The sequence below is a fragment of the Citrobacter sp. EC_71 genome, assembly GCF_019584005.1.
GTDB classification, from domain to species: Bacteria; Pseudomonadota; Gammaproteobacteria; order Enterobacterales; family Enterobacteriaceae; genus Citrobacter; species Citrobacter werkmanii.
In genome coordinates this window covers 1-25,586 of the sequence record NZ_VDAY01000024.1, presented here as the reverse complement: position 1 = coordinate 25,586, position 25,586 = coordinate 1, and the positions used below count along the sequence as shown (strand labels likewise).

The following is a 25,586-nucleotide window of genomic DNA, read 5'->3' as shown; positions in this document are numbered from 1 at the left end:
GGAAAAGCTGCTGCATCATCAGTGGCAGTGAATAATGACGAGAAACCTTCCGACCGTATGAAGGAATTTACACGTAACGAACGGTGCTACACTTGTATGTAGCGCATCTTTCTTTACGGTCAATGAGCAAGGTGTTAAATTGATCACGTTTTAGACCATTTTTTCGGCTGTACCGCACAAAAAAATACGGGCGAAAAACAGGTAACGGTTATTTTTGACATACGGTTTATCCGAATTGATGACGATTAATTGTGAGCGCTTGCGCCGCAGTAATCGACAACATGACGGATAGCAACATCAGGCGATACGTCTTGTACCTCTATATTGAGACTCTGAAACAGAGACTGGATGCCATAAATCAACTGCGTGTGGATCGCGCGCTTGCTGCCATGGGGCCTGCTTTCCAGCAGGTATACAGTCTGCTGCCGACATTATTGCACTACCACCACCCTCTGATGCCGGGTTACCTCGATGGTAACGTTCCCAAAGGCATATGCTTTTACACGCCTGATGAAACCCAACGCCACTACCTCAACGAACTGGAACTGTACCGCGGCATGTCACCGCAGGAACCTCCCAAGGGCGAACTGCCGATCACTGGCGTTTACTCAATGGGCAGTACCTCTTCGGTAGGGCAAAGCTGTTCTTCCGACCTTGATATCTGGGTCTGCCACCAATCCTGGCTGGATAGCGAAGAGCGACAGCTGTTGCAGCGTAAATGTAGCCTGCTCGAAAGCTGGGCCGCTTCGCTGGGCGTGGAAGTCAGTTTCTTCCTGATTGATGAAAACCGTTTCCGTCACAATGAAAGCGGAAGTCTCGGTGGTGAAGACTGTGGCTCGACGCAGCATATCCTGTTGCTTGATGAATTCTATCGCACCGCTGTGCGCCTCGCGGGCAAACGTATTCTGTGGAATATGGTGCCGGGCGACGAAGAAGAGCATTACGACGATTACGTCATGAAGCTCTACGCACAGGGGGTGTTAACGCCAAACGAATGGCTGGATCTCGGCGGACTCAGTTCGCTCTCCGCCGAAGAGTACTTTGGCGCCAGCCTCTGGCAGCTGTACAAAAGTATCGATTCCCCGTACAAAGCAGTGCTAAAGACGCTGCTGCTGGAAGCCTATTCCTGGGAATATCCCAATCCACGCCTGTTGGCGAAAGACATTAAACAGCGCCTGCACGATGGCGAGATCGTCTCTTTTGGTCTCGATCCCTACTGCATGATGCTGGAGCGTGTTACCGAATATCTCACGGCGATCGAAGACCCGACGCGTCTGGATTTAGTGCGTCGATGTTTCTACTTAAAAGTATGTGAGAAACTGAGCCGCGAGCGCGCCTGCGTGGGCTGGCGTCGTGAAGTATTAAGTCAGTTAGTGCAGGAATGGGGCTGGGACGAAGCTCGTCTGACAATGCTGGATAACCGCGCTAACTGGAAGATTGATCAGGTACGTGAAGCGCATAACGAACTGCTTGATGCGATGATGCAGAGCTATCGTAATCTGATCCGCTTTGCGCGGCGCAATAACCTCAGCGTTAGCGCCAGTCCGCAGGATATCGGTGTGCTGACCCGTAAGCTGTATGCCGCGTTTGAAGCGTTGCCGGGCAAGGTAACGCTGGTGAACCCGCAGATATCTCCAGACCTCTCAGAACCGAACCTGACCTTTATCCATGTGCCGCCGGGCCGCGCCAACCGTTCGGGTTGGTATCTCTACAACCGTGCGCCGAATATGGATTCGATCATCAGCCATCAGCCGCTGGAATATAACCGCTATCTCAATAAGCTGGTGGCGTGGGCCTGGTTCAACGGTCTGCTGACATCGCGTACGCATTTGTTTATTAAGGGCAACGGCATTGTCGATTTGCCGAAGTTGCAGGAGATGGTCGCCGATGTATCGCACCACTTCCCGCTGCGCCTGCCGGCACCCACGCCGAAAGCGCTCTACAGCCCGTGTGAAATTCGCCATCTGGCGATTATCGTTAACCTTGAATATGACCCAACGGCCGCATTCCGTAATCAGGTGGTGCATTTTGATTTCCGCAAGCTGGACGTCTTCAGCTTTGGCGAAGAGCAAAATTGCCTGGTAGGAAGCGTCGACCTGCTGTATCGCAACTCGTGGAATGAAGTCCGTACGCTGCACTTCAACGGCGAGCAGGCGATGATTGAAGCGTTAAAAACAATTCTGGGCAAAATGCACCAGGATGCCGCGCCGCCGGATAGCGTCGAAGTGTTCTGCTATAGCCAGCATCTGCGTGGATTAATCCGTACCCGCGTGCAGCAACTGGTCTCTGAGTGTATCGAGCTGCGCCTTTCCAGCACCCGCCAGGAAACCGGGCGCTTCAAAGCGCTGCGCGTGTCTGGTCAGACGTGGGGACTGTTCTTCGAGCGTCTGAACGTATCGGTACAGAAACTGGAAAACGCCATCGAATTCTACGGTGCGATTTCACACAACAAACTGCACGGCCTTTCCGTCCAGGTTGAAACGAACCATGTGAAACTCCCTTCTGTGGTGGACGGCTTTGCCAGTGAAGGGATCATTCAGTTCTTTTTCGAAGAAACGGGCGATGAGCAGGGCTTTAATATTTATATACTGGATGAGAGTAACCGTGCGGAGGTGTATCACCACTGCGAGGGAAGCAAAGAAGAGCTGGTACGTGATGTCAGCCGCTTCTATTCATCGTCGCACGATCGCTTCACCTACGGCTCCAGCTTCATCAACTTTAACCTGCCGCAGTTCTATCAGATTGTGAAAACCGACGGACGTGCGCAGGTGATTCCGTTCCGTACCCAGCCGCTCAACCCAGTCCCGCCAGCTAATCAGGATAACGACACGCCGATGTTGCAGCAGTATTTCTCCTGAGGCTTTTCGCCCGGTGGCGGCTACGCCTTACCGGGCCTACAGTAGGCCGGATAAGCACATCTCATCCGGCAAATAAATCAACGGAAGCCCACCTTTTCTCCCGACTGCTGCGTTGCTGCCTGCTCCAGCAAATCCCAGAACGTTTCGCCGCTACGGTCGCAGATCCACTCGTCGCCTTTCAGGTCAAAGTGGTAGCCGCCCTGTTTGGTCGCCAGCCACACCTGGTGCAGCGGCTCCTGACGGTTAATAATGATTTTGCTGCCGTTTTCGAAGCTGATGGTCAGCACGCCGCCATTGATCTCACAATCGATATCGCTGTCGCCATCCCAGTCGTCCAGACGCTCCTCAATGGTCATCCACAGGGTGTCAGCAAGGCGATGAAATTCACTGTCGTTCATTTTCTTATCCTGTTTTTCGTGATGAGGGCAGTATAACCTGAAACAAAACGCGTTGCAGATTACAGGCTAACTCTTGCTTTTACGCCTTCTCCTGCGATGATAGAAAACAGAAAGCATGAACTTTACAGGCAATCCATAATGAAAAACGTGTTAAAGCCACTCGCTGTCATTTTAACTCTGTTCAGCCTGACGGGCTGTGGGCTAAAAGGCCCGCTCTATTTCCCGCCAGCAGATAAAACCGCGCCGCCTCCGACCAAGAGCGTTCAGCCGCAATCGCAATCCACCACGCCCGAGAAAAACGATCGTGGGATTAGCGACGGCCCTTCTCAGGTGAATTACTGACGGCAGGAATAGATTTACATTTCTGTACCCGCGTGAACGGAGTGAATGATGCAATTCTCTAAAATGCATGGCCTTGGCAACGATTTTATGGTCGTCGACGCGGTAACGCAGAATGTCTTTTTCTCACCAGAGCTGATCCGCCGCCTGTCCGACAGGCATCTCGGTGTTGGGTTTGATCAGTTGCTGGTGGTTGAACCTCCGTATGATCCGGAGCTGGATTTCCACTACCGTATTTTTAATGCCGACGGCAGTGAAGTGTCACAGTGTGGCAATGGCGCCCGTTGTTTTGCCCGTTTTGTTCGCCTGAAAGGGCTGACCAATAAGCGTGATATTCGCGTCAGTACCGCGAATGGTCGTATGGTATTAACCGTAACCGACGACGAGCTGGTGCGGGTGAATATGGGGGAACCCAACTTTGAGCCTTCGCAGGTTCCGTTTCGCGCCAACAAAGCAGAGAAGACCTATATTATGCGCGCGGCCGAACAGACAGTATTGTGCGGCGTGGTTTCAATGGGGAATCCGCACTGCGTGATTCAGGTTGATGATGTTGATACGGCCACTGTGGAAACGCTGGGACCGGTGCTGGAAAACCACGAACGCTTTCCAGAACGCGCCAACATCGGCTTTATGCAGGTGGTAAAGCGCGAGCATATCCGGCTGCGCGTCTACGAGCGCGGGGCGGGCGAAACGCAGGCCTGCGGCAGCGGTGCGTGCGCCGCTGTTGCGGTAGGTATTCAGCAGGGCCTGCTGGCAGAAGAGGTGAGGGTGGAGTTACCTGGCGGTCGACTTGATATCGCCTGGAAAGGTCCGGGTCATCCGCTGTATATGACTGGCCCGGCGGCACATGTCTACGACGGATTTATTCACTTATGAAGCAACCAGGGGAAGAACTACAGGAAACGCTCATGGAGCTCGACGATCGAGCGGTCGTCGATTACCTGCAACGTAATCCTGAGTTTTTTATCCGTAATGCCCGGGCAGTTGAAGCGATGCGCGTCCCACACCCGGTGCGGGGCACGATCTCTTTAGTTGAATGGCATATGGCGCGGGCACGTAATCATATTAATGTGCTTGAAGAGAACATGGCGTTATTGATGGAACAAGCCAACGCCAATGAAAGCCTGTTCTATCGTTTGCTAAATCTGCAAAGCCGCTTGGTGTCGGCCAGCAGTCTTGACGATATGCTGATGCGATTTCATCGCTGGGCGCGTGAGCTGGGGCTGGCCGGCGCGACGGTTCGTCTGTTTCCGGACCGGTGGCGACTCGGCGCGCCATCAAAATTTACGCATCTGGCATTAAGCCGCCAGGCCTTTGAACCGTTGCGTATTCAGCGTCTGGGCCAGTCGCAGCACTATCTTGGACCACTCAATGGACCGGAACTGTTGGTCATGATGCCGGAGGCGAAAGCGATAGGTTCGGTGGCGATGTCGATGCTGGGGCAAGATGGTTCCCTGGGCGTGATGTTATTCAGCAGTCGTGACGTTAATCATTATCAGCAGGGACAGGGTACGCAGCTATTGCAGGAAATCTCGCTGATGTTGCCGGAGCTGCTGGAGCGCTGGATTGAACGCGTATGACCGATTCACCCCTTTCTCAGGATGTGGCGCGCTTTTTGCGCTATCTGGGCGTTGAGCGCCAGCTTAGCCCGATCACATTGCTTAATTATCAGCGTCAGCTTGATGCCATCATTGCGCTAGCCGGAGAAACCGGTCTGCAAAGCTGGCAACAATGTGATGCTGCAATGGTACGCAGTTTTGCCGTGCGCAGCCGTCGTAAAGGGTTGGGACCGGCGAGCCTGGCATTGCGTCTCTCCGCACTACGCAGTTTCTTCGACTGGCTGGTCAATCAGGGCGAGCTGAAAGCCAATCCGGCAAAAAGCGTTTCCGCGCCGAAAGCGCCACGTCACTTACCTAAAAATATCGACGTCGATGACGTTAATCGTCTGCTGGATATCGATCTCAACGATCCCCTTGCCGTGCGCGACCGGGCGATGCTGGAAGTGATGTACGGCGCGGGGCTGCGTTTATCTGAACTGGTTGGGCTGGATATTAAACATCTCGATCTCGACACCGGCGAAGTGTGGGTGATGGGCAAGGGTAGTAAAGAACGTCGTCTGCCGATTGGCCGCAATGCGGTGGCGTGGATTGAGCACTGGCTGGATCTGCGCGGCTTATTTGGCGGGGATGACGATGCGTTGTTCCTGTCAAAACTAGGCAAGCGCATCTCTGCGCGTAACGTGCAGAAACGCTTTGCGGAATGGGGTATCAAACAGGGGCTGAACAGCCACGTCCATCCCCACAAATTGCGCCACTCTTTTGCGACGCATATGCTGGAGTCTAGCGGCGATCTGCGCGGGGTGCAGGAGTTATTGGGGCATGCCAATCTTTCGACCACCCAAATCTATACCCATCTTGATTTTCAACACCTGGCTTCAGTGTACGATGCGGCGCATCCGCGCGCCAAACGGGGGAAATAATGCGTTTTTACCGGCCTTTGGGGCGTATTTCTGCGCTCACCTTTGACCTTGATGACACCCTTTACGATAACCGTCCCGTTATCACACGCACCGAGCAGGAAGCGCTCGCGTTTGTACAGAATTACCATCCGGCGTTGAATTCGCTGCAAAATAGCGACCTACAGCGCTTACGTCAGGCCGTTCGTGATGCCGAGCCGGAAATCTACCACGACGTTACCCAATGGCGTCACCGCGCCGTAGAGCGCGCTATGCTGGAGGCAGGTCTGTCACCGGCAGAAGCCTTGATGGGGGCGAATGCGGCGATGATGAATTTTGCCAAATGGCGTAGCCGCATTGATGTTCCGCAGGCGACGCATGACACGTTGAAGGCGCTGGCCCGCAAATGGCCGCTGGTGGCGATCACCAACGGTAACGCACAGCCGGAACTGTTTGGCCTGGGCGATTATTTTGAGTTTGTGCTGCGCGCCGGTCCCGACGGGCGCTCAAAACCGTTCAGCGACATGTACGCGCTGGCGGCGGATAAACTGAAAATGCCAGTGGGTGAGATTCTGCATGTGGGCGATGACCTGACGACAGACGTTGCAGGCGCTATTCGTTGTGGTATGCAGGCTTGCTGGATCAAACCGGAAAATGCCGACCTGATGCAAACTGCAGACAGCCGTTTGCTGCCGCATATCGAAATTTCACAGTTGGCATCTCTGACCTCGCTGATATAATCACCAGCAGAACTCTGTATATATACCCAGCTTTTTGGCGGATGGCGCTACGCTTCTCCGCCTTACCTACTTTTACGCGGCGGTGCCAATGGACGTTTCTTACCTGCTCGACAGCCTTAATGATAAACAGCGTGAAGCGGTGGCCGCGCCACGCAGCAACATGCTGGTTCTGGCAGGCGCGGGGAGTGGTAAAACTCGCGTACTGGTGCACCGTATCGCCTGGTTACTGACGGTAGAGAACAACTCGCCGTACTCTATTATGGCGGTGACCTTTACCAACAAAGCGGCAGCGGAAATGCGCCACCGTATTGGTCAGATCATGGGAACCAGCCAGGGCGGAATGTGGGTGGGGACCTTCCACGGTCTGGCGCACCGTCTGTTACGCGCGCACCATATGGATGCTAACCTGCCGCAGGACTTCCAGATCCTCGACAGCGAGGACCAACTGCGTCTGCTCAAGCGCCTGATCAAGGCGATGAACCTGGACGAAAAGCAGTGGCCGCCGCGTCAGGCTATGTGGTTTATCAACAGCCAGAAAGACGAAGGGCTGCGCCCGCACCATCTGCAAAGCTATGGCAACCCGGTCGAACAGACCTGGCAGAAGGTCTATCAGGCTTATCAGGAAGCGTGCGATCGCGCGGGGCTGGTGGATTTCGCCGAACTGCTGCTGCGCGCCCATGAACTGTGGCTCAACAAGCCGCACATTCTGCAGCACTACCGCGAACGCTTTACCAATATCCTGGTGGACGAATTCCAGGATACTAACAACATTCAGTACGCCTGGATCCGTCTGCTGGCGGGCGACACCGGCAAGGTGATGATCGTGGGCGATGATGATCAGTCGATCTACGGCTGGCGTGGGGCGCAGGTGGAGAACATTCAGCGCTTCCTCAACGATTTCCCGGGCGCAGAAACCATTCGTCTGGAGCAGAACTATCGCTCGACCAATAATATTCTGAGCGCAGCTAACGCCCTGATTGAAAATAACAACGGGCGCCTGGGTAAAAAATTGTGGACCGACGGCGTCGACGGCGAGCCGATCTCGCTGTATTGCGCATTCAATGAACTTGATGAAGCGCGCTTTGTGGTCAATCGCATCAAAACCTGGCAGGACAACGGCGGTGCGCTGGAACAATGCGCCATTCTGTATCGCAGCAACGCCCAGTCGCGCGTGCTGGAAGAAGCCTTACTACAGGCTAGCATGCCGTATCGTATCTATGGCGGGATGCGCTTCTTCGAACGCCAGGAAATCAAAGACGCGCTCTCCTACCTGCGCCTGATCGCTAACCGCAATGACGACGCCGCGTTTGAGCGTGTGGTGAATACGCCAACCCGCGGGATTGGCGATCGTACTTTAGATGTGGTGCGCCAGACCTCGCGTGACCGCCAGCTAACGCTGTGGCAGGCCTGTCGTGAACTGCTGCAGGAAAAAGCCCTGGCCGGTCGCGCCGCCAGCGCCTTACAGCGCTTTATGGAATTGATTGACGCGCTGGCACAAGAGACTGCTGATATGCCGCTGCACGTGCAGACTGACCGGGTGATTAAAGATTCCGGCCTGCGCATGATGTATGAACAGGAAAAAGGCGAGAAGGGTCAGACGCGTATCGAAAACTTAGATGAACTGGTGACGGCAACGCGCCAGTTCAGCTACAACGAAGAAGACGAAGACTTAATGCCGCTGCAGGCGTTCCTGTCTCATGCGGCGCTGGAAGCGGGCGAAGGACAGGCGGATACCTGGCAGGACGCGGTACAGCTGATGACCCTGCACTCGGCGAAAGGGCTGGAGTTTCCGCAGGTGTTTATCGTGGGGATGGAAGAAGGCATGTTCCCGAGCCAGATGTCGCTGGATGAAGGCGGACGTCTCGAAGAAGAACGTCGCCTGGCCTATGTCGGCGTGACCCGCGCGATGCAAAAGCTGACGCTTACCTACGCCGAAACGCGCCGTCTGTACGGCAAAGAGGTTTACCATCGTCCGTCGCGCTTTATTGGCGAACTGCCGGAAGCGTGCGTTGAAGAGGTGCGTCTGCGCGCCACGGTTAGCCGTCCGGTGAGCCATCAGCGGATGGGCACGCCAATGGCGGAAAACGATACCGGCTACAAACTTGGCCAGCGGGTACGCCACGCGAAGTTCGGCGAGGGCACCATCGTCAACCTCGAAGGAAGCGGCGAGCACAGTCGTTTGCAGGTCGCGTTCCAGGGGCAGGGGATCAAATGGCTGGTGGCGGCTTACGCAAGACTGGAAACGGTGTGATCGCCTGATGTCGCTGCGCTGACCGGGTAACATTTTGATTTGTAGGCCGGATAAGGCGAAGCCGCCATTCGGCTATCTGCCGGTTAATATTCTGAAATCATAGATAAATAATTCCCCTCTGCTAACCTTTCTGTATAAGGGGAAATTATTACTTTTTCGCCATCCGTTGCGTGTTGACGTCAAAATTTTGCTGGCGTAACATGCGCGCACGATTACGCTAAGAGGACATTCGCCTTGGACACACCCAGTAGATACTGGCTCATTATCCTGTCATCCAGGATCAACTCCTAAGGCTATCCCTTTTTGCTGATAGCCTTCGCGGTTGTCAGCGACCTTCTGTTTTTTTCCCGTCGCGCTGAGTCAGGCTGTTTAATGGTCTGAAACCCAATTTGTTTCTGTGTGCCCTCCGAACTGTCCGATAATTTTTTGCATTGGGAGTCCCGGTCATGCTGAGCGCATTTCAACTGGAAAACAATCGGTTAACTCGCCTTGAGGCAGACGAGATCGAGCACCTGGCCAGTTCGGTTTGGGTCGATTTAGTCGAGCCGGATGACGAAGAACGAAACCGTGTGCAAAAGGACTTGGGCCAGAACCTGGCCACGCGCCCTGAACTGGAAGATATCGAAGCATCCGCACGTTTTTTTGAAGACGAAGATGGCCTGCACATTCACTCCTTCTTCTTCTATGAAGACGCCGACGATCACGCGGGTAACTCAACCGTTGCATTTACCATTCGTGAAGGTCGCTTGTTTACCCTGCGCGAACGCGAACTACCGGCGTTTCGTCTGTATCGCATGCGTGCGCGTAACCAGGCGATGGTGGATGGTAACGCCTACGAGCTGCTACTCGACCTGTTCGAAACCAAAATCGAACAGCTGGCGGATGAGATTGAAAATATCTATAGCGACCTGGAAAAACTCAGCCGTGTGATTATGGAAGGGCGTCAGGGCGATGAGTATGACGAAGCGCTTTCCACGCTGGCGGAACAGGAAGATATCGGCTGGAAGGTTCGTCTGTGTCTGATGGATACCCAGCGTGCACTGAATTTCCTGGTGCGTAAAGCGCGTCTGCCAGGTGGGCAACTGGAGCAGGCGCGTGAGATCCTGCGCGATATCGAGTCTCTGCTGCCGCATAACGAATCGCTGTTCCAGAAAGTTAACTTCCTGATGCAGGCGGCGATGGGCTTTATCAATATCGAGCAGAACCGCATTATCAAGATCTTCTCGGTGGTCTCGGTGGTGTTTCTGCCGCCGACGCTGGTGGCTTCCAGCTACGGCATGAACTTTGAATTTATGCCGGAACTGCACTGGAGCTTCGGTTATCCTGGCGCGATTGTCTTCATGATGCTCGCAGGTCTGGCGCCGTATCTGTACTTCAAACGTAAGAACTGGCTTTAATGGCGGTGTCTTACCAGGCCTACAGAACCCGTAGGCCTGATAAGCGTAGCGCCATCAGGCAAAAAGCATTCACATCCCCATACGCGTTCTGCGTTGGGTATAAATCGCATCCATCACGAAAATCGCCAGCGCCACCCAGATAAACGCAAACGTGACCATTTTATCCGCTCCCGGCACTTCACCGTAAAAGGTGATCGCCAGCAGGAACATCAACGTGGGTCCGATATACTGGAAGAAGCCCAGCGTGGAAAGACGCAGGCGGGTCGCTGCGCCGGTAAAGCACAGCAGCGGAATAGTGGTCACGACACCCGCGGCAATCAGCAGCAGATTGAGCGACATCGGGTTTTGCCCGATATGGCTGGTTGGGCTATTCGCAATGCCAAACAGATAGATTGCAGCCACGGGTAAGAGCCACAGGGTTTCAATCAACATACCGGTTTGTGCTTCAACGGCAATCTTCTTACGCACCAGACCATAAAAAGCAAAGCTGAACGCCAGTCCCAGCGCGATTATCGGCAACGAGCCGAAGGTCCATAGCTGTACCAGTACGCCGCAGGCGGCTAACAGTACCGCCAGCCACTGCATGCGACGAAAGCGCTCGCCGAGGAAAAGCATCCCCAGCACGATATTCACCAGCGGGTTAATAAAATAGCCGAGACTGGCTTCCAGCATATGGTGATTATTGACCGCCCAAATGAACAGCAGCCAGTTTCCGCCAATGAGCACCGCAGAGAGCGCCAGCAGGAAGATCTTCTTTGGCGTTTGTAGCAGCGTTTTAACACCCGACCACTGGCGGCTGATGCTCATCAGCACCACCATAAAGAAAAATGACCAGATGACGCGGTGCGTCAGGATCTCATCTGCCGGGACATAGTAAATCAGCTTGAAGTAGGCGGGAGCGATACCCCAAATAAAATAGGCAGCCAGAGCGAGTAACACGCCCTGCCGCGTTTGTTTAGCATCCATCGGGAAAACTCATTGCAGAAATGTAACAGCAGTTTACCTTTTTTTAAGCGCTTACCCCACCATATAAGTGGCGGTTGCGCTGGCGATATAGCGCTGTTCTTCGTTATGCAGTTCCACGCGCGCAACGGCTACTTTATTACCCGCCCGCAGCAGGCTGCTGGTAGCGGTAAAGCGATTTCCTCTCCCCGGGCGCAGATAATCAACGCGTAAATCGATGGTGCCCATACGTGACATGCGCTGACGCAGTTCGTCCTCACTGATCGTTTCGTGACGGGTCAACGTGCTGCCTACACACACCAGTCCGGCGGCGACGTCGAGTGCTGAGGCGATCACCCCGCCATGCAGAATGCTTTGCGCCCAGTTCCCGACCATCATCGGTTGATTATTAAACGCTAATTGCGCAAATTCTTTTTCATAGCGTTCCAGTTCCAGCCCCAGCGCACGGTTAAACGGCATATGATAAACAAACATTTCACCCACTAACTTCAGGGCTTCTTCAGCGGTCAGTACAGCAGACATACGATCTTAATACCTTATTGGTTAATGAAATGTTGATATTATGCTTATTATTTGTTGTTTTCTACTTTAGGACGGGATAACTAACGAGGAGCGAGCTAAGTATGTAGAATGCTTGTCAGAAAATTATACAATTCATCAATATTTTGGTTCAGGAGAACATTACCGATGCGGGCGATTCTGGGATGGTTACTACCAGCAGTCATGCTGCCGTTGACCGCGTATGCGCAGGAAGCGACAGTAAAAGAGATTCATGATGCACCAGCAGTTCGGGGTAGTATTATCGCTAATATGCTGCAAGAGCATGACAACCCTTTCACGCTTTACCCTTATGACACCAACTACCTTATCTACACCAATACCAGCGACATGAACAAAGAGGCGATCAGCAGCTATAGCTGGTCGGACAATGCGCGCAAAGATGAGGTGAAGTTTCAGCTAAGCCTGGCATTTCCACTTTGGCGCGGAATATTTGGTCCGAACTCGGTGCTCGGCGGCTCCTATACGCAGAAATCCTGGTGGCAGCTTTCTAACAGTGAAGAATCTTCACCGTTTCGCGAAACCAACTACGAGCCGCAGCTGTTCCTTGGTTTCGCCACCGACTATCGCTTTGCCGGGTGGACGTTACGTGATGTCGAAATGGGTTATAACCATGATTCCAATGGTCGCTCCGACCCCACTTCGCGAAGCTGGAACCGTCTTTACACCCGCCTGATGGCTGAAAACGGCAACTGGCTGGTGGAAGTAAAGCCGTGGTACGTCATTGGCAGTACCGATGATAACCCCGACATCACCAAATACATGGGCTATTATCAGCTGAAAATGGGTTATCACCTGGGCGACGCCGTTATCAGCGTGAAAGGCCAGTACAACTGGAACACCGGCTACGGTGGCGCAGAGTTAGGGGCAAGCTATCCTATTACGAAGCATGTTCGTCTCTACACCCAGGTCTACAGTGGTTACGGCGAATCGCTGATTGACTACAACTTCAATCAAACCCGTGTTGGCGTCGGCGTGATGCTTAACGATATCTTCTAACGGATATTGAGAGTATTTTAATCATTGCAGTTTCTCTCTCAGGCGCTGAAAATAGCGCCTGTTTTTATTTCAGGTTAATGGGGTTAATGTGGCGCAGGCGGAAGTGTTGAATCTGGAAATGGGCGCTAAACAGGTTTTACAGGAAACCTTTGGCTACCAACAGTTTCGCCCAGGCCAGGAAGAAATCATCGACACCGTGCTCTCTGGTCGCGACTGTCTGGTCGTTATGCCCACCGGTGGCGGCAAATCCCTGTGCTATCAAATTCCCGCATTATTACTCAACGGACTCACCGTTGTTGTTTCGCCGCTGATTTCCCTGATGAAAGACCAGGTCGATCAACTGCTGGCCAACGGCGTGGCGGCGGCGTGCCTGAACTCCACCCAAAGTCGTGAACAGCAGCTTGAGGTGATGGCCGGCTGTCGCAGCGGGCAGGTTCGCTTGCTTTATATTGCCCCTGAGCGCCTGATGCTGGATAACTTCCTTGAGCATCTTGGACACTGGAATCCGGTGCTGCTGGCAGTTGATGAAGCGCACTGTATTTCGCAGTGGGGACATGACTTCCGCCCGGAATACGCTGCGCTGGGCCAGTTACGTCAGCGTTTCCCAACCCTGCCGTTTGTGGCACTGACCGCGACCGCGGATGAAACCACCCGGCTGGACATTGTGCGTCTGCTGGGCCTCAACGATCCGTTAATTCAGATCAGCAGCTTTGACCGCCCGAATATTCGCTACATGCTGATGGAGAAATTTAAGCCGCTCGATCAGCTGATGCGCTATGTGCAGGAACAGCGTGGTAAGTCCGGCATTATTTACTGTAACAGCCGCGCCAAAGTCGAAGACACCGCTGCGCGCCTGCAAAGTCGTGGCATCAGCGCGGGAGCCTATCATGCCGGGCTGGAAAACAGCGTGCGCGCCGAGGTGCAGGAAAAATTCCAGCGCGATGACCTGCAAATTGTGGTGGCGACCGTGGCGTTCGGCATGGGGATCAACAAACCCAACGTGCGCTTCGTGGTGCATTTTGATATACCGCGTAACATTGAGTCCTACTATCAGGAAACCGGCCGTGCCGGACGTGACGGCCTGCCGGCGGAAGCGATGCTGTTTTACGATCCGGCTGATATGGCGTGGCTCCGCCGTTGCCTCGAAGAGAAACCTGCCGGACAGCTGCTGGATATCGAACGTCATAAGCTCAATGCGATGGGGGCGTTTGCCGAGGCGCAAACCTGTCGTCGTCTGGTTCTGCTGAATTATTTTGGCGAAGGGCGTCAGGAGCCGTGTGGTAACTGCGATATCTGTCTCGACCCGCCAAAACAGTACGACGGGTTAATGGATGCGCGCAAAGCGCTGTCGACGATCTACCGCGTTAACCAACGCTTTGGTATGGGTTACGTCGTGGAAGTTCTACGCGGGGCGAATAACCAGCGCATTCGTGAGCTGGCCCATGACAAACTGCCGGTCTATGGTATTGGCCGTGAGCAAAGCCACGAGCATTGGGTGAGTGTGATTCGTCAACTGATTCATTTGGGCCTGGTAACACAGAATATTGCCCAACACTCCGCGTTACAGCTCACTGAAGCTGCGCGTCCGGTGCTGCGCGGCGAAGTCCCGTTGCAGCTTGCGGTACCGCGAATCGTGGCGCTGAAACCGCGCGCTATGCAGAAATCCTTCGGCGGCAATTACGATCGCAAACTGTTTGCCAAATTGCGTAAGCTGCGTAAAGCGATTGCCGATGAAGAGAATATCCCGCCGTATGTCGTCTTTAACGATGCCACGTTGATTGAAATGGCCGAGCAGATGCCGGTTTCGCCGAGCGAAATGCTGAGCGTCAACGGCGTGGGAATGCGTAAACTTGAGCGTTTTGGCAAAGAGTTTATGGCACTTATTCGAGCGCACGTTGATGGTGACGACGAAGAGTAGTCAGCGAGGCAAAAAAGTGCCAGGATGGTGACTCACTGAACTATTCCCCCGCGAGTCATTTTTATGTTAACGCTATTTTTCACCGTTGCGTTGGTGCATATCGTTGCGCTGATGAGTCCCGGTCCCGATTTTTTCTTTGTTTCTCAAACGGCCGTTAGCCGTTCACGCAAAGAAGCCATGATGGGCGTGCTGGGTATTACCTGTGGCGTCATGGTCTGGGCTGGCGTGGCGCTGCTTGGCCTGCATCTGATTATCGAAAAAATGGCCTGGTTGCATACCATTATCATGGTGGGCGGCGGTCTGTATCTGTGCTGGATGGGTTACCAGATGCTGCGCGGCGCCTTTAAAAAACAGGACGTAGCGGCCCCTACCCCACAGGTTGAGCTGGCACAGAGCGGACGCAGCTTTTTAAAAGGTCTGTTGACCAACCTCGCCAACCCGAAAGCCATTATCTATTTTGGCTCCGTGTTTTCATTGTTTGTTGGCGATAGCGTAGGAACAGGCGCGCGATGGGGCATTTTCGCGCTGATCATCGTGGAAACGCTGGCGTGGTTCACCGTGGTCGCCAGCCTGTTTGCACTTCCGAAGATGCGTCGCGGCTATCAGCGTCTGGCGAAGTGGATTGATGGCTTTGCCGGCGCGCTGTTCGCGGGCTTCGGTATCCACCTGATTATTTCGCGTTAAGTTTGTTACCCGCCTGGGCGTCCCAGGCGGAATGCGGTTTATTGCGCAAGCTTCTGTAACTCGTCCTTTGAAAGGCCGGTCATTTCCATAATTGCGTCGGTATCAAGACCCCGTTTGAGCATTGCTTTTGCTACATCAGTAAGGGCAAGGCGCCTCCCTTCTTCGCGGCCTATCTGTTTTAGTTGATCCGCCATTGTCATCAGTTTGTCTCCATGCTGCGGCACACGCTGTGCCAGCTTATACAATAATGTTTGAACATCTTGTGTATTCCCTGCTTGCACCATGTAGTTTACCAGCACGGTTAATTGTTGTCCGCTCATCTTATTCAGCATAAACAGGCGGGTAAGTTTATCCAGCAACTGTGCCATGTCGCGCTGGCGAATATGTTTTTGTACCAACGTTAGCGCCGCCATACTGCGATGCTGCATAATCTCATCATCCGGAATAACCGTCACATCCACCAGCGGAAACGGCGTGCTGTATAGCTGAAGGGCGATTCCTGAATCCTCAAAGTGATCCAGCCAGTTCATTGATCCTTGCCATGGGCTTTGCTTACCATGGTAAAAGAGCACAGGAATAACCAGCGGTAACGTGTCGTTTCCCGCCTCAAGATGACGTTGCATCGCTGCGATAGCGTAGCGCATCAGGCGAAATGACATATGCTTGTCCGGTGAGCTTTGATGCTCAATGAGCACATGTACATAGCCATGCCCGCTGGTGGTTTCCAGTGAGTAGAGAATATCGCTGAAATAGGGGCGCAGATCATCCTCCACGAAGCTGCCTGATTCCAGACGGAGCGTTTCCAGTTTGAAGATTTTGATTAACGAGGGAGGAAGATGAAGTTCGATAAAGTCCCGAGCGGTTTCCACGCGGGAGAGGAAGGTCTTAAATACTGCGTCATGTGGTGTCGTTGCTTCCGCCATCGTTCATCATCCGTGAGAAGTGAATATGGCGGCATTCTGGCATTAGCAATCAACGTCTAACAGTGCAGAATAAAAGGCTTTTCTACCTTTGCGGCGAAGTACGAGAACTCACGTCCAAACGCTCTTACTGTTAGCATTTTATTGCGAGCGTCGTTCCATTTGCTAGGCATGCCTTGCCGACGCCAGCAGGGCGCCTATCAGCATAAACAGTGAACCAAACACTTTGTTCAGCGCTTTCATTTGCTTTGGCCCCTTAATCCAGCCAGCAATGCGCGTAGCCAACGTCGCGTAACCGATCATCACAATAATATCGACCACGATGGTCGTGACGCCAAGCACCACATACTGCATCACCTGCGGTTCCTGTGGCAGGATAAACTGCGGGAACAGGGCGGCAAGAAAAACAATGCTCTTGGGGTTGGTCAGATTTACAAAGACCGCGCGTTTGAACAGTCGGCTGCGCGATTGCGTATTCGCCATGGTGTTCAGATCGATAGCGCCCGCCGCGCGCCATTGTTGGATCCCCAGCCAAATCAGGTACGCCGCACCCGCCCACTTCAGCACTTCAAACGCGATCGCTGAACGTGAAAATAGCGTTCCCAGCCCTACGCCAACCAAAACGATATGAATGCCCAGCCCGGTCTGTAGACCTGCAATCGACGCGCTGGCACCACGATAACCGTGGCTGATGGCGGTGGTCATGGTGTTGATTGCGCCAGAGCCTGGAGACAAGCTCAAAATAATAGAGGTCAGCAGGTAGGCGAACCACCATTCAAAGGTCATGAGAAACTCCCGGATTGTCTATTTTTATGCCACAATACGCTACTGTCGGTACGTTGTATCAGACATGGCAAAAAAAACGATTTTACTTGGTCAACGAGGCTGGATACCCGATGTTTCAGCAGCAAAAAGACTGGGAAACAAGAGAAAACGCGTTTGCTGCTTTTTCCATGGGACCACTGACAGACTTCTGGCGTCAGCGGGAAGAGGCGGAATTTACGGGCGTAGATAATGTTCCCGTACGCTTTGTTCGTTTTCACGCAGAGAAAAACGATCGTGTCATCGTCGTCTGTCCTGGACGCATTGAAAGCTATGTGAAATACGCTGAACTGGCGTATGACCTGTTTCATTCTGGTTTTGACGTTCTCATTATCGATCACCGTGGCCAGGGGCGTTCCGGGCGTATGCTTTCGGACCCGCATCGCGGTCATGTGGATAACTTTAATGACTATGTCGACGATTTAACCGCTTTCTGGCAGCAGGAAGTGTTACCCGGTCCGTGGAGAAAACGCTATATCCTGGCGCATTCTATGGGCGGGGCGATTGCCACGTTGTTCCTGCAGCGTCATCCGAATCAGTGTGATGCCATTGCGCTTTGCGCGCCGATGTTTGGTATTGTGATGCGCTTTCCCGACTGGATGGTGCGTCAAATTCTGGACTGGGCTGAAGGGCATCCACGGATCCGCGAGGGCTATGCCATGGGGACCGGGCGCTGGCGGGCGCTGCCATTCGGGATGAATGCGGTAACCCATAGTCGACAGCGCTATCGGCGCAATCTACGCTTCTATGCCGATGAACCTCGGCTGCGCGTGGGCGGTCCTACCTACCACTGGGTACGTGAAGGGATTCTGGCGGGTGAACAGGTCCTGGCCGGGGCGGGGGATGACGCGACGCCAACATTACTGATTCAGGCTGAAGAAGAGCGTTTGGTGGATAACCGTATGCACGATCGCTTTTGTGAACTCCGCGCCGCAGCGGGCCATCCTGTAGAGGGAGGTCAGCCGCTTGTCATTAAAGGCGCGTACCATGAGATCCTTTTTGAAAAGGACGCAATGCGCTCAGTCGCGCTTAACGCTATTGTCGAATTTTTCGACAAGCATAACTCATCCAGCGGAACCCGCTTTGCCTAGAGGTTTAATTTTCTTATGTATCAGGTTGTTGCGTCTGATTTAGACGGTACGCTGCTTTCCCCCGACCATACGTTGTCCCCTTATGCCAAAGAGACACTGAAATTATTGACCGCACGTGGCGTTAACTTTGTGTTTGCGACTGGCCGTCATCATGTTGATGTGGGGCAAATTCGCGATAACCTCGGCATTAAAACCTACATGATCACATCCAACGGTGCGCGTGTGCACGATTCTGCCGGGAATCTGGTGTTTACCCATAACCTGGATCGCGACATTGCCAGCGACCTGTTTGGTGTGGTGAATGCAAACCCGGACATCGTGACCAACGTTTATCGTGATGATGAATGGTTTATGAATCGTCATCGTCCGGACGAAATGCGCTTCTTTAAAGAAGCGGTATTTAACTATTCTCTGTTTGAACCTGCGCTACTGGAGCCTGAAGGCGTCAGCAAAGTGTTTTTTACCACCGATTCTCATGAAAGGCTGCTGCCGCTGGAGCAGGCGATTAACGCTCGCTGGGGCGATCGCGTCAACGTCAGCTTCTCTACGCTTACCTGTCTGGAAGTGATGGCTGGCGGCGTGTCGAAAGGTCATGCGCTGGAAGCGGTGGCGAAAGCGATGGGCTACAACCTGAAGGACTGTATCGCTTTCGGTGATGGCATGAACGATGCGGAAATGCTCTCCATGGCTGGCAAAGGCTGCATCATGGGCAACGCGCACCAGCGCCTGAAAGATCTTCATCCGGAACTGGACGTGATTGGACTCAACGCCGATGATGCCGTGCCACACTATCTGCGTAAGCTCTTTTTGCAGTAACACCATCGTTCGTTAGTTGACCAGTTGTCAACTAAAAACTTCGCTACAATGGGTGTACCTTTTGTTAAGAGACATCCATTGTGGCGTTACTCATCATTACCACAATTCTGTGGGCCTTTTCCTTTAGCCTGTTTGGCGAGTACCTTGCCGGTCATGTCGATAGCTATTTTGCGGTGCTGGTGCGCGTTGGGTTGGCGGCGCTGGTGTTCCTGCCATTTTTACGTACCCGTGGGCACAGCGTAAAAACGATCGCGCTGTATATGCTGGTAGGGGCCATGCAGCTTGGCATTATGTATATGCTGAGTTTTCACGCCTATCTGTACCTGACGGTTTCAGAGCTGCTGCTCTTTACCGTACTAACGCCGCTCTACATTACGCTAATTTATGACCTGATGAGCGGACGTCGTCTGCGCTGGAGCTACGCCTTCAGTGCATTGCTGGCGGTGATCGGTGCGGGGATCATTCGTTACGACCAGGTGACCAGCCACTTCTGGACCGGCCTGCTGTTGGTACAGCTATCCAATATCAGCTTTGCCATTGGTATGGTGGGCTACAAGCGTCTAATGGAAACACGGCCAATGCCGCAGCACAACGCCTTTGCCTGGTTTTACATGGGGGCATTTATGGTGGCGATAGTGGCCTGGTTCATGCTGGGTAATGCGCAGAAAATACCTGCAACCACGCTACAGTGGGGCATCCTGGTGTTTCTTGGCGTGGCGGCGTCCGGCATTGGTTACTTTATGTGGAACTACGGCGCGACTCAGGTGGATGCGGGTACGCTGGGCATCATGAACAATATGCATGTGCCGGCCGGGCTGTTGGTTAACCTGGCTATCTGGCATCAACAGCCTCACTGGCCGAGCTTCATCATTGGTGCGGCTGTGATAGTGGCCTCACTGTGGGTACATCGAAAGTGGGTCGTTCCGCACTCCGTACAAACGGCAGGTGATCGCAGGCGTGATTCCGCGCTGAGCGAATAAACGCTTCCGTGACCGGTTGTCGCTGCTCGCCATCGCGCACGGCGGCGTACAGTCGGCTCCACAATCCATCACCCAGGGTTTTGGTTACCACCAGGCCCTGGCGCTCAAAACTCTCCACTACCCAGTGTGGTAAAGCCGCGATACCCATTTTAGCTGCAACCATCTGAATCAGCAGCAAGGTGTTATCCACACTCTTCAGCGACGGGCTAACGCCCGCAGGTTGCAGGAAATGCCGCCAGACATCCAGCCGACTCCGTTGTACCGGATAAATAAGCAGCGTCTCGCTGGCTAAATCCTCCGGGGTGATTTGGGTTTTGCTGGCCAGCGGATGGTCCGGCGCCAGGACCAGGCGTACTTCAAAATCAAACATCGGCGAGTAGTGCAATCCGCTGCGCGGCAGAATGTCGGAGGTCAACACCAGATCCAATTCATCCTGCTGTAGCGCAGGTTGCGGATCGAACGTCACGCCGGATTTAAAGTCCATTTCCACCTGCGGCCAGTTGGCACGAAAATTCTCCAGCGCGGGCGTCAGCCATTGGATACAGCTGTGGCATTCAATCGCGATGCGTAGCCGGGTTTGCTGCGGTTCGTTGCAGGCCTGTAGCGCGCGACCGATTTGCGGCAACACCTGGTTTGCCAGCTGCAGCAAAATTTCGCCCTGCGGCGTAAAGCGCAGAGGCTGACTTTTACGGATAAAAAGACGAAAGCCGAGGCGTTGCTCCAGATCGCTGAACTGGTGAGAAAGGGCGGATTGGGTCTGATGCAACGTCGCCGCTGCGGCTGCCAGCGAACCACTATTCCGCAACGCCTGGAGCGTTTTCAGGTGTTTAATCTCGATCATGAAAGTCCTTCACTTCGGCATGAACAAATTGCGCTTGAGGAATATACAGTAACCGCCAATTATGGATGTGTAAACATCTGGACGTCCAAAACTTGTCATATTTCGGCTTGCAGATGCGTTGGCTTCCTCGCTTACCCCAGTCACTTACTTCAGTAAGCTCCTGGGGATGCGCTGTGTCGCCGCCTTCCTGCAAACCGAACTATTTAGAGTTTTTGCTTCAGATTCAATAAAATAAGAGAGGAAGAAAAATGACAATATTGAATCACACCCTCGGTTTCCCTCGCGTTGGCCTGCGTCGCGAGTTGAAGAAAGCGCAAGAAAGCTACTGGGCGGGAAATTCTTCCCGTGAAGAATTGCTGGCCGTTGGCCGCGAGCTGCGCGCCCGCCACTGGGATCAGCAGAAGCAGGCGGGCATTGACCTGCTGCCGGTGGGCGATTTTGCCTGGTACGATCACGTGCTAACCACCAGCCTGCTGCTCGGCAACGTTCCGGCGCGTCATCAAAATAAAGACGGCTCGGTTGATATCGATACTTTATTCCGCATTGGCCGTGGCCGCGCCCCGACGGGTGAGCCCGCGGCGGCGGCAGAAATGACCAAATGGTTTAATACCAACTATCACTACATGGTGCCGGAATTCACCAAAGGTCAGCAGTTCAAACTGACCTGGACCCAACTGCTGGATGAAGTGGACGAAGCGCTGGCGCTCGGCCACAAGGTGAAGCCTGTGCTGCTTGGGCCGGTAACTTACCTGTGGCTGGGTAAAGTGAAGGGCGAACAGTTTGACCGTCTGACCCTGCTGAATGACATTCTGCCGGTTTACCAGCAGGTGCTGGCTGAGCTGGCGAAACGCGGTATTGAGTGGGTACAGATTGATGAACCCGCGCTGGTACTGGAGCTGCCGCAGGTTTGGCTGAACGCCTTCAAACCCGCGTATGATGCGCTGGCAGGGCAGGTAAAATTACTGCTGACCACTTATTTTGAAGGCGTAACGCCAAACCTGGATATCATTACCGCGCTGCCAGTGCAGGGTCTGCACGTTGATTTCGTTCATGGCAAAGATGACGTTGCCGAGCTGCACCAACGTCTGCCTGCCGACTGGCTGCTGTCAGCCGGTTTGGTAAACGGTCGTAACGTCTGGCGCGCCGATCTCAGCGAAAAATATGCGCAAATCAAAGATATCGTCGGCAAACGTGATCTGTGGGTGGCTTCTTCCTGCTCTCTGCTGCACAGCCCGATTGATTTGAGCGTGGAAACCCGGCTTGATGCGGAAGTGAAGAGCTGGTTTGCCTTCGCGCTGCAAAAATGCGGCGAGCTGGCGCTGTTGCGCGATGCGTTGAACAGCGGCGATACGGCGGCAATTGTGGAATGGAGCGCACCGATCCAGGCGCGTCGTCACTCTACCCGCGTACACAACGCCACAGTGGAAAAACGTCTGGCGGCGATCACCGCCCAGGACAGCCAACGCGCCAACGCTTACCCGGTTCGCGCCGAGGCACAGCGTGCCCGTTTTAATCTGCCGGCATGGCCGACCACGACTATCGGATCATTCCCGCAAACCACCGAAATTCGCGGTCTGCGTCTGGACTTCAAAAAAGGCAATCTTGATGCTGCCCACTATCGCACCGGTATTGCGGAGCATATCAAACAGGCGATTGTTGAGCAGGAACGTCTGGGGCTTGACGTGCTGGTACACGGTGAAGCCGAGCGTAATGACATGGTGGAATATTTTGGCGAACACCTGGACGGTTTCGTCTTTACCCAGAACGGTTGGGTGCAGAGCTACGGCTCTCGCTGCGTGAAGCCGCCGGTGGTGATTGGCGACGTCAGCCGCCCGGAAGCAATTACTGTTGAGTGGGCGAAGTACGCGCAGTCACTGACCGACAAACCGGTAAAAGGCATGTTGACCGGTCCGGTGACCATTCTCTGCTGGTCGTTCCCGCGTGAAGACGTGACGCGTGAAACCATCGCGAAGCAGATTGCGTTGGCGTTGCGTGACGAAGTGGCGGATCTGGAAGCAGCGGGTATCGGTATTATTCAGATTGATGAGCCGGCGCTGCGCGAAGGTCTACCGCTGCGTCGCAGCGACTGGGCCGCGTATCTGGCATGGGGGGTAGAAGCTTTCCGCATTAACGCGGCAGTGGCGAAGGATGAAACCCAGATCCATACCCACATGTGTTACTGCGAGTTCAACGACATCATGGATTCCATTGCCGCGCTGGACGCGGACGTGATCACCATTGAGACCTCGCGCTCGGATATGGAGCTGCTGGAATCGTTTGAGGAGTTCGACTATCCGAATGAAATCGGACCGGGTGTGTACGACATTCACTCGCCGAACGTCCCGAGCGTGGAGTGGATTGAGGCTCTGCTGAAGAAGGCCGAGCAGCGTATTCCGGCGGAACGTCTGTGGGTGAACCCGGACTGCGGCTTGAAAACCCGCGGCTGGCCGGAAACCCGTGCCGCGCTGGCTAACATGGTCAAAGCAGCGCAGAACTTGCGTCAGGCGTAAAAATAAAACGGAGGCTAACGCCTCCGTTTTGATGATCGGTTTGCCTGGCGATACTTACTTCTTCTCGCCGTATTGCGCGAACCACTCCAGCATTCTCTGCCAGCCGTCTTTGGCCGACTCTTCGTGGTAGCTCGGGCGGTAATCGGCATTAAATGCATGCCCGGCATCGGGATAAACCACAATTTCCGCTTTAGCATTGGCGGCGCGTAGTGCCTGACGCATCGTTTCGACGGTATCCTGTGGGATACTGGTGTCCTGACCACCATAAAGTCCCAGGACGGGGGCGTTAAGATCGGTGGCGATATCAACGGGATGTTTCGGCGAGTTGAGGGTCTTATCACCCACCAGTTTGCCATACCACGCTACCGCTGCTTTTAACTGCGGATTGTGTGCGGCATACAGCCAGGTGATGCGTCCACCCCAACAAAAACCAGTGATCATTAATCGATGAGCATCCCCACCGTTGCGGGAGGCCCAACTGGCGACGTGGTCCAGGTCGGCCAGTACCTGAGAGTCAGGCACTTTGGCGACAAGGCCGCTGAGCAGCGTGGGGATATCGGCAAAGTCATTGGGATCGCCTTCGCGGAAGTAGAGCTCTGGTGCAATAGCCAGATATCCTTCCAGGGCCAGACGGCGGCAAACATCACGAATGTGTTCATGAATGCCAAAAATCTCCTGCACGACAATAACCACGGGCAGGGGGCCATCGGTCTGTTTTGGTCGTGCGTGATACGCTGGCATATCATCGCCCTGTGAAGGTATGGACGTTACACCGGCGATAATTGCGTTATCCGGTGTGTGAACCGTGGTAGACGTCGGTGGAGATACAGCAGGTGCAAAGCCAGATTGTCGTGTCGTCATGGTATTCTCCGTACCCTTAAATATTCAGCCAAAAAGCGCATTATTAACTATAGACATATGCAACGTACCACATTGCCTTAAACGGTCTATCTTTTGTGCAAGGTGTCCTTACAACACGCTGTTTATGTGATATCCGTCACTATTTAATGGCAATCGAATGCAATTGATTTACATCATGGTGATGTCTGTCACGAAAATTTGTTTATACCTTCGGTAAAGTGTGTTTTTGCTTCTTCTGACAAAACCGATTCACAGAGGAGTTTTTATGTCTAAGTCTGATGTTTTTCATCTCGGCCTCACTAAGAACGATTTACAAGGGGCTACGCTTGCTATCGTCCCTGGCGACCCGGAGCGTGTGGAAAAGATCGCCGCGCTGATGGATAAGCCGGTTAAGCTGGCATCCCATCGCGAGTTCACGACCTGGCGTGCTGAGCTGGATGGTAAAGCCGTGATCGTTTGCTCTACCGGTATCGGCGGCCCGTCCACCTCTATTGCCGTAGAAGAACTGGCGCAATTGGGCATTCGTACCTTCCTGCGTATCGGTACGACTGGCGCTATTCAGCCGCATATCAATGTGGGTGATGTGCTGGTCACCACTGCGTCTGTCCGTTTGGATGGCGCAAGCCTGCACTTCGCGCCAATGGAATTCCCGGCCGTTGCTGACTTCGAGTGCACCACTGCGCTGGTGGAAGCGGCGAAATCTATCGGTGCGACTACCCACGTGGGTGTCACCGCGTCTTCTGACACCTTCTACCCGGGCCAGGAGCGTTATGACACCTTCTCTGGTCGCGTAGTGAGCCGTTTCAAAGGCTCAATGGAAGAGTGGCAGTCCATGGGCGTCATGAACTACGAAATGGAATCCGCAACGTTGCTGACCATGTGCGCAAGCCAGGGCCTGCGTGCAGGTATGGTTGCTGGCGTTATCGTGAACCGTACTCAGCAAGAGATTCCTAATGCGGAAACGATGAAACAAACGGAAAGCCACGCTGTGAAAATCGTGGTGGAAGCTGCCCGCCGTTTACTGTAATTCTCCCGTCTGTTCAAAAAGGCCGACGCGTTCGGCCTTTTTATTGTGCACAGAAAACCCCCAGCTAGGCTGGGGGTTCCGGAAAGCTTTCAGCTTTGAGCCAGTTATTAAAACCCCTTTTGATTTGTTAAAACACCTTGCGGTCTGGCAACTGCAAG

At 53.8% G+C, this 25,586-nt stretch carries 24 protein-coding genes; 17 read left to right on the top strand and 7 right to left on the bottom strand.

From position 1 onward, the window contains the following. The first annotated feature begins 311 nt into the window (after window positions 1–311). Window positions 312–2,858 carry a class I adenylate cyclase gene (cyaA, locus tag FHD02_RS20385; RefSeq protein ID WP_079225747.1) on the top strand — a complete coding sequence of 849 codons (2,547 nt, stop codon included), beginning with the start codon at window positions 312–314 and terminating at the stop codon, window positions 2,856–2,858. Between the two features lie 77 nt (window positions 2,859–2,935). On the opposite strand, the gene cyaY is transcribed toward cyaA, so the two are convergent. Beyond that, window positions 2,936–3,256, bottom strand: coding sequence for an iron donor protein CyaY (gene cyaY / locus FHD02_RS20380; RefSeq protein ID WP_042314014.1), 321 nt, complete (start codon window positions 3,254–3,256; stop codon window positions 2,936–2,938). A gap of 138 nt (window positions 3,257–3,394) precedes the next feature. Between cyaY and FHD02_RS20375 the strand changes: the two genes are divergently transcribed. From FHD02_RS20375 to corA, 8 genes are all read left to right on the top strand, one after another. Then, the gene (locus FHD02_RS20375) at window positions 3,395–3,598 is read left to right on the top strand and encodes a lipoprotein (protein WP_032940199.1); all 204 of its coding nucleotides are present in this window, start codon (window positions 3,395–3,397) and stop codon (window positions 3,596–3,598) included. A 48-nt stretch (window positions 3,599–3,646) separates the two neighbouring features. Then, on the top strand, window positions 3,647–4,471 hold the full coding sequence (gene dapF, locus FHD02_RS20370; protein WP_042314013.1) for a diaminopimelate epimerase: 825 nt from the start codon (window positions 3,647–3,649) through the stop codon (window positions 4,469–4,471). Next, window positions 4,468–5,175, top strand: a complete 708-nt coding sequence (locus FHD02_RS20365) for a DUF484 domain-containing protein (protein ID WP_038634510.1) — start codon at window positions 4,468–4,470, stop codon at window positions 5,173–5,175. Before dapF ends, FHD02_RS20365 begins: the two co-directional genes overlap by 4 nt. Next, window positions 5,172–6,074 carry a tyrosine recombinase XerC gene (gene xerC / locus FHD02_RS20360; protein ID WP_006686068.1) on the top strand — a complete coding sequence of 301 codons (903 nt, stop codon included), beginning with the start codon at window positions 5,172–5,174 and terminating at the stop codon, window positions 6,072–6,074. The genes FHD02_RS20365 and xerC overlap by 4 nt, the downstream gene beginning before the upstream one ends. Beyond that, complete coding sequence (gene yigB, locus FHD02_RS20355) at window positions 6,074–6,790, top strand: 5-amino-6-(5-phospho-D-ribitylamino)uracil phosphatase YigB (RefSeq protein WP_200009503.1); 717 nt, start codon at window positions 6,074–6,076, stop codon at window positions 6,788–6,790. The genes xerC and yigB overlap by 1 nt, the downstream gene beginning before the upstream one ends. An 88-nt stretch (window positions 6,791–6,878) precedes the next feature. Next, window positions 6,879–9,041, top strand: a complete 2,163-nt coding sequence (gene uvrD / locus FHD02_RS20350; protein WP_038634502.1) for a DNA helicase II — start codon at window positions 6,879–6,881, stop codon at window positions 9,039–9,041. Window positions 9,042–9,275: 234 nt separating this feature from the next. Continuing rightward, entirely contained in the window at window positions 9,276–9,332 is a 57-nt protein-coding gene (gene ysgD, locus FHD02_RS20345; protein WP_212723238.1) for a YsgD/CorL family protein, read from the top strand. 155 nt (window positions 9,333–9,487) lie between these two features. Continuing rightward, window positions 9,488–10,438, top strand: coding sequence for a magnesium/cobalt transporter CorA (gene corA / locus FHD02_RS20340; protein ID WP_038634499.1), 951 nt, complete (start codon window positions 9,488–9,490; stop codon window positions 10,436–10,438). A 69-nt stretch (window positions 10,439–10,507) separates the two neighbouring features. Here the strand turns inward: corA and rarD are convergent, their stop codons facing one another. Both rarD and yigI read right to left on the bottom strand, forming a co-directional pair. Next, window positions 10,508–11,404, bottom strand: coding sequence for an EamA family transporter RarD (rarD, locus tag FHD02_RS20335; protein WP_137371303.1), 897 nt, complete (start codon window positions 11,402–11,404; stop codon window positions 10,508–10,510). 51 nt (window positions 11,405–11,455) lie between these two features. Further along, a complete protein-coding gene (gene yigI / locus FHD02_RS20330; RefSeq protein ID WP_042314003.1) occupies window positions 11,456–11,923 on the bottom strand; it encodes an acyl-CoA thioesterase YigI in 468 nt (155 codons plus the stop codon). A 165-nt stretch (window positions 11,924–12,088) separates the two neighbouring features. On the opposite strand from yigI, the gene pldA reads away from it, so the two are divergent. The 3 genes from pldA to rhtC all read left to right on the top strand — a co-directional run bounded on the left by pldA (window position 12,089) and on the right by rhtC (window position 15,560). Further along, entirely contained in the window at window positions 12,089–12,958 is an 870-nt protein-coding gene (gene pldA / locus FHD02_RS20325) for a phospholipase A (protein WP_042314001.1), read from the top strand. 88 nt (window positions 12,959–13,046) lie between these two features. After that, entirely contained in the window at window positions 13,047–14,876 is a 1,830-nt protein-coding gene (gene recQ, locus FHD02_RS20320; RefSeq protein ID WP_042314000.1) for an ATP-dependent DNA helicase RecQ, read from the top strand. A 63-nt stretch (window positions 14,877–14,939) separates the two neighbouring features. After that, window positions 14,940–15,560, top strand: a complete 621-nt coding sequence (gene rhtC / locus FHD02_RS20315) for a threonine export protein RhtC (RefSeq protein WP_061381047.1) — start codon at window positions 14,940–14,942, stop codon at window positions 15,558–15,560. A 38-nt stretch (window positions 15,561–15,598) separates the two neighbouring features. Here the strand turns inward: rhtC and FHD02_RS20310 are convergent, their stop codons facing one another. Both FHD02_RS20310 and rhtB read right to left on the bottom strand, forming a co-directional pair. Then, complete coding sequence (locus FHD02_RS20310; protein WP_137361396.1) at window positions 15,599–16,483, bottom strand: Rpn family recombination-promoting nuclease/putative transposase; 885 nt, start codon at window positions 16,481–16,483, stop codon at window positions 15,599–15,601. 162 nt (window positions 16,484–16,645) lie between these two features. Then, window positions 16,646–17,266 (bottom strand): homoserine/homoserine lactone efflux protein, encoded by a 621-nt coding sequence (gene rhtB / locus FHD02_RS20305; RefSeq protein WP_042313996.1) that lies wholly within the window; start codon window positions 17,264–17,266, stop codon window positions 16,646–16,648. A gap of 110 nt (window positions 17,267–17,376) precedes the next feature. On the opposite strand from rhtB, the gene pldB reads away from it, so the two are divergent. From pldB to FHD02_RS20290, 3 genes are all read left to right on the top strand, one after another. Next, entirely contained in the window at window positions 17,377–18,393 is a 1,017-nt protein-coding gene (gene pldB, locus FHD02_RS20300; protein ID WP_137348865.1) for a lysophospholipase L2, read from the top strand. Between the two features lie 15 nt (window positions 18,394–18,408). Continuing rightward, window positions 18,409–19,209: a sugar/pyridoxal phosphate phosphatase YigL gene (gene yigL, locus FHD02_RS20295; RefSeq protein ID WP_042313992.1), complete on the top strand. Its 801-nt coding sequence runs from the start codon at window positions 18,409–18,411 to the stop codon at window positions 19,207–19,209. A gap of 80 nt (window positions 19,210–19,289) precedes the next feature. Continuing rightward, window positions 19,290–20,189 (top strand): carboxylate/amino acid/amine transporter, encoded by a 900-nt coding sequence (locus tag FHD02_RS20290; protein ID WP_042313989.1) that lies wholly within the window; start codon window positions 19,290–19,292, stop codon window positions 20,187–20,189. Here FHD02_RS20290 and metR read toward each other — a convergent pair. Further along, on the bottom strand, window positions 20,077–21,030 hold the full coding sequence (gene metR / locus FHD02_RS20285) for an HTH-type transcriptional regulator MetR (protein WP_038634477.1): 954 nt from the start codon (window positions 21,028–21,030) through the stop codon (window positions 20,077–20,079). The genes FHD02_RS20290 and metR overlap by 113 nt on opposite strands. 248 nt (window positions 21,031–21,278) lie before the next feature. On the opposite strand from metR, the gene metE reads away from it, so the two are divergent. Then, window positions 21,279–23,540: a 5-methyltetrahydropteroyltriglutamate--homocysteine S-methyltransferase gene (gene metE / locus FHD02_RS20280; protein WP_137361393.1), complete on the top strand. Its 2,262-nt coding sequence runs from the start codon at window positions 21,279–21,281 to the stop codon at window positions 23,538–23,540. 54 nt (window positions 23,541–23,594) lie between these two features. Here metE and FHD02_RS20275 read toward each other — a convergent pair whose 3' ends face one another. Further along, complete coding sequence (locus tag FHD02_RS20275) at window positions 23,595–24,401, bottom strand: dienelactone hydrolase family protein (RefSeq protein ID WP_061381042.1); 807 nt, start codon at window positions 24,399–24,401, stop codon at window positions 23,595–23,597. 265 nt (window positions 24,402–24,666) lie between these two features. Between FHD02_RS20275 and udp the strand changes: the two genes are divergently transcribed. Beyond that, window positions 24,667–25,428, top strand: coding sequence for a uridine phosphorylase (gene udp, locus FHD02_RS20270; protein ID WP_003828923.1), 762 nt, complete (start codon window positions 24,667–24,669; stop codon window positions 25,426–25,428). Window positions 25,429–25,586: the final 158 nt, after the last annotated feature.